Origin of the sequence: Kerstersia similis (genome assembly GCF_965139615.1) — a bacterium.
GTDB lineage: Bacteria > Pseudomonadota > Gammaproteobacteria > Burkholderiales > Burkholderiaceae_B > Kerstersia > Kerstersia similis.
The window spans coordinates 13,741-26,197 of sequence record NZ_CBCSIQ010000030.1; the positions used below are offsets into that span (position 1 = coordinate 13,741).

Sequence of the window (12,457 nt, forward strand, 5' to 3'; positions counted from 1 at the left end):
CGGCTGTGGACAACTCCCCGGCCAGGCGGGATGCGCTGGGGATGCGAGGCCTTATGGAGACAGCTGAAACAAGTGCTCGTTGTGTTTAACAACCTGAAAGCGGAGAATCTGACATACTGGAAGTGATGATTGTTCTAGACCTTTCAAGGAGAACGACATGATCCGTAAAGGTATTTTTCGTTTGGGCGCCGTCGTCATGCTGATGGGAACACTGGCGGCATGTTCCACCTGGGATGGCATGAGCAGCCGGGAGAAAAGCGCGGTAGGCGGAGCGGCCATCGGTGGTGCCGCAGGTGCTGTCATCAGTGATGGCGGCCTGCTGGGAACCGTAGGTGGCGCTGCGATTGGCGGCGTGGTCGGCGATCAGGTCGGCAAGCACAACGAGAAGAAGTAGGCGGCAAGGCCGCAAGCCGGTTCCCAGCCTTTTACCGCGACTTGAACACCCGCTCAGGCATTGCCTGGGCGGGTGTTTTCATTTCTGGCGCAACACGCTTGACCTTGCCATTATGGGAAGGTTCATGATTTCAACCATCACGTACACCCGTGGCCAAGCATGCGGCTGACGCCGCGTTTATCCGAGGAGTATTGCCATGACAGAGTTCCAGGTTCCGCGTATGAAATGTGGCGGTTGCGCAGGTACGATTACTGCCGCAATCAAGGCGGTTGATCCCCAGGCCGTAGTGGAAACCGACCCGGCCAGCAAACGCGTCAGCGTGCAAAGCACGGTCAGCGAAGACGCGCTGCGCGCTGCGCTCGAAAATGCAGGCTATCCAGCGCAATAAATTGCGGGCCCGGCCCCTACCCCTTCAGACACTGTCAATCGGGTGTCTGAAGGGGATTTAAAGGCTTTGGTGGCGGAACGGCAGATGGAATCTGCCGTTCATGTGGCCGAGGAGGGCTGATGGCCCGGTTTTTATCCGCGCATGGCTGGCACGCGACCGATCAGGCGCCGCGCAAGGCGGACTGGAAGGTATTTCGCAATGCCGCCACTTGTTTGCGGATTTCCACCAGCCTGCCGTCCAGTTGCGCAATGCCATCTTCCTGTTCAGCCAGCATGGCAGCGTAGCGTTGCCCCAGTGTGCTGTCTGCCGGTACGGCCGCGAGGTTTTCCCGGATACGGCCCTGATTGGCCACGGCCTCTTCGCGCGCCGCCAGGGCCTGCTGTTCTTCAGCTTGCGCCGCATGCCATTGTTGGCGGATCTCTGCCAGCGTCTTCAGGCGTGCCGCCGTCGCTGCGTCGGGAATACGGCCAGACCAGGCCAGCAAGGTTTCCGTGTCGGCATCGAGCAGTGCGATCTGTTCTGCCCATACCCGCTCTGCCGTCGCTTCCACCGTTTTGCTGGTGCCCGCCGGCAGTTCAGTCTTGAGGCGGTAGTTCGCCGCAGTCTGGCCGGCCAGCGCAGGCGAAGAAACGGTCCAGCCGGATTGGCGCGGATGTTCTATCACGACGGTACGTGCACCGTCGCTGGCGCCCTGGATTTCGTATCGGGTGCGCAGGCGGTCGATATGGCGTGCCGTCAGCACGCCATTATCCAGGTTGACCGCCGCAATTTTTTCTTCCGGTTGGGTTTCGGTACGCACAGTGACCTTGCGGTCTTCGGCAAACAGCAACAAACGGCTTTCTCCCGGCGGAATGCCGGCAAGCTCTGCATCGCCGGCATGAGCGCCTTGCGTGTCATAGACCGTCACCAGGCCGGGCGGCAGTGTCGAGTTCGTATCGTTTTTCAGTTCCAGGCCGCTGATGGGATGCCGCTTGCCTGGCCGGTAAATCGCCAGCATTTCGGCCTGAATCGGCGCATCCAGCAAGGGCAGCGCCAAAGAAGCACCTTTGGCGGCATCCACTTTGCCGGGCAAGGTGAAACTGACATGGCTCAGGCTTTCCTGTGCCGGTGCACCATTGAGCTGCGCACCCATGCTGTCCGTGGCCGCCATGGCAATCGGGGCAGGCATGGGCGGCGCCGCCCGGCGTTTTGCGCTGGCCGTGGCGGCCATGGCCTCGAATGAACGTTCCGCAAGGTTATCCACAGCCGGCCTATCGCTCGCACCCACCATGACCGGCACCTCGGGGCGTTGATTCCAGTACTGTTCATACAAACGCTGGCTCAAGACCACAGGCGCACCGGAAGTCAGCGTGACCTGGACTTGCTTCCAGTCTTCCCCGGTGGCGTTTTCAAGAATGGCCCAGGCTTGCAAGCGCGCCTGTTTACTGCCATCCGGCTGCAAGCGGTAGGACGTTTTCCAGACGGGCGCCGCCACGACATAGGACAGATCGATAGCGCGTGCCTGACCCGGCTTCAGGGTCAAGGCAAGCGTGCGGTTGTCGTTCAGCTTCTGTCGCGCAATGAGCTGACTGACCTGTTGCAGCTGTTCACGCACTTTCTCGTCCTGAACAGCCAGGACGCTGTCCGCGCCCAGCTTCAGGCTTTGTATCTGCCCGCGCGGGTCCAGTACGGACAGCAGATATTCCTGTTGCCGTGGCGCATGATCGCCAGCGCTTGCAGTCTCAACGACGACGCCCAGCACGGTACCTTCGACGCTACGTCCGCCGGAAGTCGCCTGTACCGGTATGCCTTGCAAAGCGGCAGCCAGGCGCGGAACGGAAACCAGGTCTGCTGCCGTGAAGGGCAAGGCCCGGAATGTTTCTTCGCTGGTGCTCAAACCATCCAGCGCAATACTGGACAAGCCGCCCTGGCTATCCTTGACCAGCAGGCTTTTCAGAATGTCATCCACCTGTGACAAGGGAATTTCCATGCTGGCATGGCCTTGTTCATCGACAGGAATGCGACGCTGTATTTCGGCGACGCCACCCGATGACAGCGTGATGGCACGTATGCCGGACGCAAGTTCGCTGTGTGCCTGCGCATGAACACTGGTCGCGAGCAGGGACGCCAGCACAGCCAGCCCCGCGTGTTGCACCCAGGCCGGTGCCTGGGCAATGACAGTGGCAATGCCGTTATCAGGGAAAACAGGGCGCACAGGTTTCTGCATGGCGGAAGGTTCCATTCGGAGTCGTATCGGACAGGTCAGCAGGCAGCTCGGAAAACCGAAAGACATTACCACCGATGGGTGGCCGTGATCGGTAAGGGCTTGCAACGTCTGTGTACGACTGCAAGGGCAGCGGTAACAAATGGCGGAAGGCATATTGACGTCCGTATATCAGGGCGGAAACCGCCGTGCGGTGGGCGTTAGCGGTTTTTTTCAATATGTTTGTATCTTTTATATATATAAAGACTAGTAATGGATAAGCCCTGTGGGTAAGTCCCGTTTTTCGGGAAAACCCTTATCCGTCAATCGATTGCAGCCTCTTTTTGCTGTGCACAGTTTTTGTACGGTTCCGGGATGGAAAGTGGACAGAAAAACGAGGCGGCGCTGATCGATGGTTTGTGCACCATCGATTCACAGCTTATGCACCGGAATTCCCGCTGTGCCAGCCACTGCGGGCCTGTCACGGGCTTCTGGTGTCCGTGCCGTCGCGCTGGCGGGTCGAATTCGATGGTGTCAGTTCCATGTTCAGCAGCAGGTTGCGCGCCCAGGCCAGCATGGGTTTATGGGCGTGGCGGCGGCTCCAGTGCAAGGCGACATTGAAGTGCCGCAAGGGCAGCTTGGGATCGATGATGGCGCAGTGGTCGTATTCCGATAAGGCGCGGGCGATTTCATGCGGCATGATGACAGCCAGATCGGTATTGCGCATGATGCCGGGCAGCGCCAGAAAGTTCGAGGCCATCAGCCTGACCCGATGGGTCAGTTTCAATACCTGGAGGATGCGCAAGGTTTCCGTATGCGACCGGACAGCGACGAACTCCAGGTTGGGCAGGCGTTCCTGCCAGTCTGCCGGCGTGTGGCATACGCTGCATAGCGGATGATTGCGGCGCAGCAGCAGGCGATAGCGGTCCACCAGGAAGTCCTGGGTTTCGGTGCCCGAGACTTCTGGCAGAAAGCCGAGCGCGAAGTGCAGGCGCCCGTCATCCAGCGCCTCGGTGATGCTGGCTTGTGGATAAGTGCGTGCTTCGACCCGCATGCCTGGTGCGTGTCGGTGCAGGCTGGCCATGATGGAGGGCAGGAAACGGGCTTCGCCGATGTCGGTCAGGTGCAGGTTCAGGCATTCGGTGGAGGATGCCGGATCGAAACTTTCGCCGTCGCGAACCGCGGCCTCCAGCAACGCCAGGCCGCTTTGTACGGATTGCGCCAGCCGGTTGGCGCGCTCGGTGGGCCGGACGCCTCCGCTGATCCGCTCGAACAGCGGGTCGCGCAGCAGCAGGCGCAGGCGGGTAAGCGCCTGGCTGGTTGAAGGTTGCGACAGGCCGAGTTGCAGTGCTGCGCGGCTCACGCTGCGGGTTCGATAGATGGCATCGAAGACGCGCAGCAGGTTCAGATCTATGTCGTTGATATTGGGCATACCAATATTAGATATTAGTCTCATGTTATTGAGCAATAAGCGGCTGCTGCCTAGACTGGCTCCAATCAACCTATGGAGCGACCGATTGCCATGCACAGCCACTCATCCCCCGATTCCCCGCGCCCGACCGTCCGTGATGCGGTGTTTCGCCTGTTCCGCGAATTCGGCATAGACACTGTATTCGGTAATCCCGGTTCGACGGAACTGGCGATGTTCCGTGATTTCCCTGAAGACTTCCGTTATGTCCTGGGCCTGCAGGAATCCGTGGTGGTCGGCATGGCGGACGGCTATGCACAGGCCAGTGGCAACGCGGCGCTGGTGAATCTGCACTCGGCGGTGGGAGTGGGGCATGCCATGGGCAATATTTTCACGGCATTCCGCAACCAGACGCCGATGGTGATCACCGTCGGCCAGCAAGCCCGTTCCATGCTGCCCTTCGATCCGTTCCTGGGCGCCACACAGCCGACGCTGATGCCTCAGCCTTATGTGAAATGGGCGTGTGAGCCGGCCCGGGGCGCAGATGTGCCCTGGGCCATGGCGCGTGCCTACCGGATTGCCATGCAGGCGCCACGCGGCCCGGTGCTGGTGTCCGTGCCGGCGGATGATTGGGACCGGCCTTCCGAATGGGTGCCGCCGCGCCATGTGTCGCCCGCGCGGGCGCCGGTGGCAACGGATATTGTCAGGCTGAGCCAGGCGCTGGATGCCGCGCGGTGCGTGAAGATCGTGGTGGGCGCAGGCGTGGACCGAGATCATGCGGTGGACAAGCTCGTTACCCTGGCGCAGCGTCACCAGGCACAGGTTTATGTCGCACCGATGTCGGCGCGTTGTAGTTTCCCCGAACGCCATCCGTTGTTTGCCGGGTTCCTGCCGGCCATTCGCGAGCAAATCGTGGATCGGCTCCAGGGCGCGGATCTGGTACTGGTGCTGGGCGCGCCGGCATTCAGCTATCACGTTGAAGGCAATGGCCCGCATATTCCGGCAGAGGCAAGCCTGTGGCAGGTGGTGGACAATCCCGATGTATCGGCCTGGACGCCGCTGGGCAATGCCATCGTATCCAGCCTGGATCTGGCGCTCGACGCCCTGCTGGCGCAGTCGGCGCCGCCGGCGCGCGCGGTGCCGGCAATGCTCCCGACTGCGCCCGAGGCCGAACCCAGCCTGCCGTTGTCCACGGCCTATGCGTTGCAGGCTCTGGACCGGGCACGTCCGGAAGGGATTGCTGTGGTGGAAGAGGCGCCGGGCGCGCGCGGCTTGATCCAGCGCTACTTGCCGATGCCGGGTGCCAACAGTTTCTACACCATGGCCAGCGGCGGCCTGGGCTACAGCATGCCCGCCAGCGTCGGCGTGGCCCTGGCGCAGCGCAAGGCAGGACGCCATGACCGCGTCATTGCGCTGATCGGTGATGGTTCCAGCATGTATTCCATCCAGGCGCTCTGGACGGCAGCGCAGCTGCAGCTGCCCATCAGTTTCATCATCCTCAATAACCGCCGCTATGCCGCATTGCAGGACTTCGCGCCGGTCTTTGATTATCCGCCGGGCGTGAAGCCCGAAGGGACGGATCTGCCGGATCTGGATTTCGTCCTGCTGGCGCAGGGCCAGGGGCTGACGCAGGCCAGCCGGGTGGAGACCGCCGAGGCATTGACGCAGGCTTTGCCAGGCCTGTTGTCGGCCCAGGGCCCCAACCTGCTGGAAATCATCGTGAAGTAAGCCCTGCGGGCAGGGCAGCGCGAGCGCTGCCCTGCCTTTGAGTCTTGGAGAAGGAGCGAAGCATGAAAATAACGATCTTGGGCGCTGGCGCCATGGGCGCGTTGTTCGGAGGCCAGTTGGCCGAAGCCGGTCATGATGTGACCCTGCTGGATGTGGATGACGCGCGTATCCAGGCGATTCAGGCGGATGGCCTGACACTGGAAACGGGCAGCGGCCACCGTACGGTGCGCCTGCCCATCATGCGCCCGGAAGCGGCCAGTGGCGCGCCGGACTGGCTGTTGGTGTTTACCAAGTCCGTTCATACGGATGCCGCCCTGGCGGGTGTGCGTCACCTGATCGGGCCGCAAACGCATTTGCTCAGCCTGCAAAATGGCCTGGGCAATGCCGAGAAGCTGGCTCAGGTGGTGGATGGAAGCCGCGTGGCCCATGGCATGACCACTGTGCCCGCCGATGTCGCCGCGCCGGGCGTGGTGCGCTCCCACGGGCGTGGCTATGTGCGTTTCATGATGGCCGACGGCAGCGTCAACCCTTCGCTGGAAGCTTTGGCGGAAGCGATGCGGGAGGCCGGCGTGGATTGCAATGTGACGCCGGATGTCCTGGTGGATATCTGGGAAAAAGTTGCCTTCAACGCCGCCATGAACAGCATGTGCGCGTTGGCGGGCTGCCCGGTGGATGGGTTGGCTGCCCTGCCCGAAGGCGTGGCGCTGGTGCATGAAACGGCGGCCGAGGTGCTGGCCGTGGCGCGCGCGCTGGGCGTGGGCGTCAATGAGCCGCGCGTTGCGGCATTGATGGATCATGCCATGGCACACCACACCGGCCATCAGCCGTCCATGCTGCAGGACAGGCTGGCGGGGCGTCCGACGGAAATTGATGCCATCAACGGCGCGGTTTGCCGGGCGGCGCACAAGCTGGCGGTGCCGGTGCCGCGCAATGAAACCCTGTGGACTTTGATGCGGCTGGCGGATCAGCACACGGCAGCACAGGCGGCAGCGGCACGGCACTGATCGCCTGCGGCTGGACGAAAAAAAATAAAGAGGAGACCCACATGGCCGAAACCATGGTGGATGACGACAGCGGCGTCGCTGTCGAAATGGGCCGGGCCGGCAGAGCCCTGCTTTGGGTGTGCAAGCTGCTGGCCGCAATCGGCGGGTTGATGTTTGTGGTGCTGGTCGTGGTTTCGGTGGTTTCCATCGTGGGCCGCAAGCTGTTTTCGGCACCCGTGCCGGGGGACATGGAAATCCTGCAACTGGTGGCGGCTGCCGCCGCAGCGAATTTCTTTGCCTACTGTCATCTGATCCATGGCGACCTGAAGGTGGATCTGTTTACGGCAGCGCTGCCGCGCCGCTGGATTCATTTGCTGGAAACCCTGGGGTCTCTGGCGGTGGCGGCGTTCGGCGCCCTGTTGGCCTGGCGTATTGGCGCAGGTGCCGTCTCTACCCTGGAATCGGGGGAAACATCGGCCATCCTGGCCTGGCCCGTGGGCTGGTTCCAGGCCGCCATGGTGCCGGGTTTTGCGCTGCTGGCGTTGTCCGGGCTGTATCTGGCGGGCCGCAACCTGTCCGCCTGCCTGTCGCAAGGGGAAGGAAAATGAGCGGGATCAGCACCGGTATGTGGATTTTCGCGGGTGTGTTCCTGCTGATGGGCTTGCGCATACCGATCGGTGTCGCCATGTTCATCGGCGGTTCGCTGGGCTACGTGTACCTGCTCGACTGGAACACCCTGCCCTGGCTCAACATGCTGAAGTCGATCCCGTTTGCCCGGTTGTCGAATTACGACCTGGTGGTGATTCCGCTATTCCTGCTGATGGGGCAGTTCGCCATTCATGGCGGCCTGAGCCGGAACCTGTTTGGCTGCGTGGCGGCGTTTATCGGGCATCGTCGCGGCGGTATGGCGATGGCTGCGCTGGGCGCCAGTACCGGCTTTGGCGCGATCTGCGGTTCTTCGGTCGCCACGGCGGCAACGATGAGCCAGGTGGCCTTGCCCGAGCTGCGCCGCTACGGCTATGACGGCGGTTTTGCCACCGGCACGCTGGCCGCTGGCGGCACACTGGGCATCCTGATTCCCCCTTCGGTGCCGCTGATCATCTATGCCATCCTGACCCAGGAGTCGATTGGCAAGCTGTTCGTCGCCAGCATTGCACCGGCCATCGTGGCGCTGGCTGGCTACTTCCTGGTCATTTTGCTGCAGGTCTATCGCCGCCCCGAGATCGGCCCTGCCGGCCCGCGTGTGTCCTGGCCCAACCGCATGCGCGCCTTGTTGGATGTGCTGCCGGTGGCGCTGGTGTTCCTCGTGGTGATTGTCGGGATCTACGGCGGTTGGGCCACGCCCACGGAAGCCGCGGCCATCGGCGCGGGGGCCTGCGGCCTGCTGGCCGTCTTGCTGGGTGGCTTGCGCTGGCGCGGGCTGTTGCGCTGCGTACTGGGAACGGCATCCGGTTCGGCCATGATTCTGTTGGTGCTGCTGGGCGCAGATGTACTCAATACCGCCCTGGCGCTGTCGCAGATGCCGGCGGAACTGGCGGACTGGGTGCTGAGCAGCGGCGCGCAGCCCTGGGTGGTGCTGGCGATGATTCTGGTGATCTATGTCGTGCTCGGGTGCGTCATGGATTCGCTGGCGATGATCCTGCTGACCGTGCCTATTTTCTATCCCATCATCATGGGGCTGGACTTTGGCATGCCGGATGCGGACAAGTCGATCTGGTTCGGCATCCTGGCGCTGATGGTGGTTGAAATCGGCCTGGTCACGCCGCCTGTGGGCATGAATGTGTTCATCGTCAACCGCATGGCCAAGGGCGTGACCCTGATGGAAACCTACCGTGGCGTCATGCCATTCCTGATGACCGATCTGTTGCGCATCATTCTGCTGGCCGCTGTGCCGGGGATTACGCTGGCCTTGGTGCATGGCATGGGCGGGTAGCGCCGTCCGCCTTCGCCCGGCGCGCGGCTGCCGCTGCCGCTGCCTGCCGGGACGCGCAGTACAGAAAAATATATTCACAAAGAGGAGACTTACCATGAGGACTTTGCAATGCTTGCTCGCTGCCGCCGCACTGGCGACCGCCCTGCCGGCCGCGGCCGCCAAGCCTGTCGTGTTGCGCGTGCATCACTTCCTGGCGTCGAATTCCAATGCTCAGGTCAATATCATTGAACCTTGGTGCAAACGCATCGAGGAACAGTCCGAGCAGCGCATGCGTTGCCAGATCTACCCGGCGGCGCAGCTGGGGGGCACACCGGCGCAGTTTTTCGATCAGGCGCGCGATGGCGTCGTGGATATCGTGTGGACGATTCCTACCTACGCGTCGGGCCGTTTCACCAAGACCGAAGTATTCGAGCTGCCCTGGATCACCGATAACGCAGAGGCAGGCAGCAAGGCATTCTGGCGCTATGTAGAGGAGCATGCCCAGGATGAGTACAAGGGCGTCAAGCCTTTGTTCGTGCACCTGCATGACGGGACGCTGCTGCATTTCGCCGGCAAGGAACCCAGGACCCTGGAAGACCTCAAGGGCTTGAAGGTGCGGGTGCCGACGCGCATCAATTCCACCATGATCGGCCTGCTGGGCGCTGTGCCGGTGCAGATGCCGCTGCCGCAGGTGCCGGAATCCGTGGCCAAGGGCGTGATCGATGGCGCCACGGTTCCCTGGGAAGGCATGCCGGCGATCAAGCTGAGCGAGGTGGCCAAGTGGCACCTGGATGTGCCCGAAGGGATGCCGCGCATGTCCAATACCACCTTTCTTTTTGGCATGAATCAGGCGAAGTACGACAGCCTGCCGGATGATCTGAAGGCGGTGATCGATGCCAACAGCGGCCTGGATGCATCCGGCTGGGCGGGGCGCGCCGGGTTCGATGAACAGTTGCAGCGTTTCCAGGACGAAGCGCTGGGCTACGGTGGCACCATTCATCACATCACACCGGAGGAGTACGAGCGCTGGGTGGCGGCGACGGCGCCCATCGTGGACGAGTGGAAGAAGGAAGTGGCCGCCAAGGGCGCGGACGGGCAAGTGCTGTATGACGCCGCCCGTGCCCTGGTGACGGAGTACTCCCAGCCTCAGGCGGGTGGGCAGCAGTAAAACCGTTCATTTCAGTCGTGAGTCCCGGCGCCAGCGGCCATCGGCCGCAGGTCCCGGGCAGAATAGCCGATAAAAAACAATAGGCCCGGAGACGGGCCGAGGAGACGAAATGCGTATTTCCCCACTGGCGCTGCTGTTCCCTGCCTTGCTGGCTGTCGGTGCCGTGCAGGCGGCTGATAAACCCATCACGCTGCGCGTGCAGCATCCCTTGCCTTCCACCTCCAGCGCGCAGAAAAACCTGATCGAGCCGTGGTGTGCGAAGGTGCGTGAAGAATCCAACAACCGTCTGCAATGCCAGATCTATCCGGCGATGCAATTGGGCGGCACGCCTGCGCAACTGATAGACCAGGTGCGCGATGGCGTGGTGGATGTGATCTGGACGACGGCGACCTACGCTTCGGGCCGCTATACGAAGTCCGAAGTGTTCGAGTTGCCGTGGATTACACGTTCCGCCGAGGCCAGCAGCAAAGCGCTGTGGAGCTATGTGCAGGACAACGCCATGGATGAATTCAAGGGCGTGCGGCCGGTATTCCTGCACTTGCATGAAGGCGCCCTGCTGCACTTTGCCGATGGCAAGAAACCGGAACAGTTGGAAGACCTGAAGTCGCTCAAGCTGCGTGCGCCGACCCGGTTGAATTCCCGCAGCATCGAAGCGCTGGGTGCGACGCCGGTGCAGATGCCGATGGCTGCCGTGCCGGAATCCATGGCCAAGAAAGTGATCGATGGCATTCTGGTTCCCTGGGAGAGCGCACCGGCGATCCGCCTGCAGGAACTGGCGAAATACCATGTGGATGTGCCTGCCGGCCAGCCGCGCCTGTCCAATACCATTTTCCTGTTCGGCATGAACCCGGCGAAGTACGACAGCCTGCCGGATGACCTGAAGGCAGTGATCGATGCCAATAGCGGCCTGGATGCATCCGGCTGGGCGGGGCGGACGGCATTCGATGACCTGAGCGGGGGCTATCGCGATCAGATTGTCGCCGCTGGTGGCGAGATACATTATCTGCCGCAGGCCGAGTATGAGCGCTGGGTGGCTGCTACCGAACCCGTGCAGGAAACCTGGTTCAAGGAGGTGGCAGCCAAGGGGGGCGATGGCCCTGCCCTGCTGCGCCAGGCCCGTGAATTGGTCGAGCGTTACGAGGCTGAACGTCAATGAATATTGCCGCGCTGAGGGAAAAGGCCAGACGGCGGTTGCCGCGCGCCATCTTCGATTACGTGGATGGCGGCGCAGAGGATGAGCAGACGCTGGCAGACAATATGGCGTCGTTTGCCGGTTGGCGCTTTGTGCCCAGCCGTTTGACGGATCTGCGCACGCTGTATCCGGAAACCCAGCTGCTGGGTGGGCCGGCGGCCTTTCCGGCAGCGGTGGCGCCGACCGGGCTCAACGGTTTGCTGTGGCCGAATGGTGACATTGCCCTGGCGCGAGCGGCGCAGCGCGCCGGCATTCCTTTCATGCTGTCCACGGCTTCCAATGCGCCACTGGAGGATGTGGCGCGTCATGCGGGCGGAAGGCTCTGGTTCCAGCTGTATGTGGTGGAGCAGGAACTGGCGTTGTCCCTGGTGCGGCGTGCCCGCGAGGCAGATTATGAGTGCCTGGCCGTGACGGTGGATGTCGTGGCCAATGGCAAGCGCGAGCGGGATATACGCAATGGCTTTCGCATGCCGCCGCGCTATACCCCCACCATGGTGCTGGATGGTTTGTTGCATCCGCGTTGGACCTGGAATTACTTGCGTCACGGTATGCCTGCGCTGGGGAATTTCCAGACGCCGGAAGCACAGTCGCCACAGGCCCGGGCTGCGCTGTTGCGGCGCTCCATGGATGCCGGGTTTTCCTGGCAGGCGCTGGAGGCGGTGCGTCAGGCCTGGCCCCGGAAGCTGATCGTGAAAGGCGTGCTGGATCCGCAAGACGTGTTGCGTTGCCGGGCGATGGGGGTGGATGCGGTGGTGCTGTCCAATCATGGTGGGCGCCAGCTCGATAGCGCCTGGACCGGCATGGAGGCGCTGGCTGCCCTGCAGGGGATGGATTTGCAGGGTTGTGAGGTGATGGTCGATGGCGGGGTGCGGCGCGGTTCGCATCTGGCCAAGGCGGTGGCCTTGGGTGCTGGTGGTGTGCTGCTGGGGCGTGCGGCGCTCTATGGCCTGGCCAGCGGCGGAGAGTCGGGCGCGCTGGAAGCCTTGGAGATCCTGCGTGACGAGTATCTGGGCACGCTGACACATCTTGGCTGTGAGGGCACGGCTGCGTTGGATGCCGGTTTTTTGGCACCGGGCTCTTGATAGGCGTGCTGCCTGGGCCG

Annotated in this window: 11 protein-coding genes; 9 read left to right on the plus strand and 2 right to left on the minus strand. The window is 62.5% G+C overall.

Going from position 1 to position 12,457, the window contains the following annotated elements; genetic code table 11:
• Window positions 1-157 precede the first annotated feature (157 nt).
• Complete coding sequence (locus ACNA1V_RS15265) at window positions 158-394, plus strand: glycine zipper 2TM domain-containing protein (RefSeq protein ID WP_415834460.1); 237 nt, start codon at window positions 158-160, stop codon at window positions 392-394.
• 196 nt (window positions 395-590) lie between these two features.
• Window positions 591-782: a heavy-metal-associated domain-containing protein gene (locus ACNA1V_RS15270; protein WP_415834461.1), complete on the plus strand. Its 192-nt coding sequence runs from the start codon at window positions 591-593 to the stop codon at window positions 780-782.
• A 160-nt stretch (window positions 783-942) separates the two neighbouring features.
• On the opposite strand, the gene ACNA1V_RS15275 is transcribed toward ACNA1V_RS15270, so the two are convergent.
• Window positions 943-2,988 (minus strand): DUF4139 domain-containing protein, encoded by a 2,046-nt coding sequence (locus ACNA1V_RS15275; protein WP_415834462.1) that lies wholly within the window; start codon window positions 2,986-2,988, stop codon window positions 943-945.
• 457 nt (window positions 2,989-3,445) lie between these two features.
• Entirely contained in the window at window positions 3,446-4,420 is a 975-nt protein-coding gene (locus ACNA1V_RS15280) for a LysR family transcriptional regulator (RefSeq protein ID WP_415834463.1), read from the minus strand.
• A 66-nt stretch (window positions 4,421-4,486) separates the two neighbouring features.
• Between ACNA1V_RS15280 and mdlC the strand changes: the two genes are divergently transcribed.
• From mdlC to ACNA1V_RS15315, 7 genes are all read left to right on the plus strand, one after another.
• On the plus strand, window positions 4,487-6,100 hold the full coding sequence (gene mdlC / locus ACNA1V_RS15285) for a benzoylformate decarboxylase (RefSeq protein ID WP_415834464.1): 1,614 nt from the start codon (window positions 4,487-4,489) through the stop codon (window positions 6,098-6,100).
• Window positions 6,101-6,162: 62 nt separating this feature from the next.
• On the plus strand, window positions 6,163-7,104 hold the full coding sequence (locus ACNA1V_RS15290) for a ketopantoate reductase family protein (protein WP_415834465.1): 942 nt from the start codon (window positions 6,163-6,165) through the stop codon (window positions 7,102-7,104).
• 41 nt (window positions 7,105-7,145) lie between these two features.
• Window positions 7,146-7,691 (plus strand): TRAP transporter small permease, encoded by a 546-nt coding sequence (locus ACNA1V_RS15295; RefSeq protein ID WP_415834466.1) that lies wholly within the window; start codon window positions 7,146-7,148, stop codon window positions 7,689-7,691.
• Complete coding sequence (locus ACNA1V_RS15300) at window positions 7,688-9,016, plus strand: TRAP transporter large permease (RefSeq protein WP_415834467.1); 1,329 nt, start codon at window positions 7,688-7,690, stop codon at window positions 9,014-9,016. The genes ACNA1V_RS15295 and ACNA1V_RS15300 overlap by 4 nt, the downstream gene beginning before the upstream one ends.
• 94 nt (window positions 9,017-9,110) lie before the next feature.
• Window positions 9,111-10,163, plus strand: coding sequence for a TRAP transporter substrate-binding protein (locus ACNA1V_RS15305; protein WP_415834468.1), 1,053 nt, complete (start codon window positions 9,111-9,113; stop codon window positions 10,161-10,163).
• Between the two features lie 109 nt (window positions 10,164-10,272).
• The gene (locus tag ACNA1V_RS15310; protein ID WP_415834469.1) at window positions 10,273-11,319 is read left to right on the plus strand and encodes a TRAP transporter substrate-binding protein; all 1,047 of its coding nucleotides are present in this window, start codon (window positions 10,273-10,275) and stop codon (window positions 11,317-11,319) included.
• The gene (locus ACNA1V_RS15315) at window positions 11,316-12,437 is read left to right on the plus strand and encodes an alpha-hydroxy-acid oxidizing protein (RefSeq protein ID WP_415834470.1); all 1,122 of its coding nucleotides are present in this window, start codon (window positions 11,316-11,318) and stop codon (window positions 12,435-12,437) included. The genes ACNA1V_RS15310 and ACNA1V_RS15315 overlap by 4 nt, the downstream gene beginning before the upstream one ends.
• The last annotated feature ends 20 nt before the right edge of the window (window positions 12,438-12,457 follow it).

Excerpts from the sequence above, each read along its gene's own strand:
- ACNA1V_RS15265 (WP_415834460.1), top strand. The coding sequence starts at position 158 with ATGATCCGTAAAGGTATTTTTCGTTTGGGCGCCGTCGTCATGCTGATG.
- ACNA1V_RS15270 (WP_415834461.1), top strand. The coding sequence starts at position 591 with ATGACAGAGTTCCAGGTTCCGCGTATGAAATGTGGCGGTTGCGCAGGT.
- ACNA1V_RS15275 (WP_415834462.1), bottom strand. The coding sequence starts at position 2,988 with ATGCAGAAACCTGTGCGCCCTGTTTTCCCTGATAACGGCATTGCCACT.
- ACNA1V_RS15280 (WP_415834463.1), bottom strand. The coding sequence starts at position 4,420 with ATGAGACTAATATCTAATATTGGTATGCCCAATATCAACGACATAGAT.
- mdlC (WP_415834464.1), top strand. The coding sequence starts at position 4,487 with ATGCACAGCCACTCATCCCCCGATTCCCCGCGCCCGACCGTCCGTGAT.
- ACNA1V_RS15290 (WP_415834465.1), top strand. The coding sequence starts at position 6,163 with ATGAAAATAACGATCTTGGGCGCTGGCGCCATGGGCGCGTTGTTCGGA.
- ACNA1V_RS15295 (WP_415834466.1), top strand. The coding sequence starts at position 7,146 with ATGGCCGAAACCATGGTGGATGACGACAGCGGCGTCGCTGTCGAAATG.
- ACNA1V_RS15300 (WP_415834467.1), top strand. The coding sequence starts at position 7,688 with ATGAGCGGGATCAGCACCGGTATGTGGATTTTCGCGGGTGTGTTCCTG.
- ACNA1V_RS15305 (WP_415834468.1), top strand. The coding sequence starts at position 9,111 with ATGAGGACTTTGCAATGCTTGCTCGCTGCCGCCGCACTGGCGACCGCC.
- ACNA1V_RS15310 (WP_415834469.1), top strand. The coding sequence starts at position 10,273 with ATGCGTATTTCCCCACTGGCGCTGCTGTTCCCTGCCTTGCTGGCTGTC.
- ACNA1V_RS15315 (WP_415834470.1), top strand. The coding sequence starts at position 11,316 with ATGAATATTGCCGCGCTGAGGGAAAAGGCCAGACGGCGGTTGCCGCGC.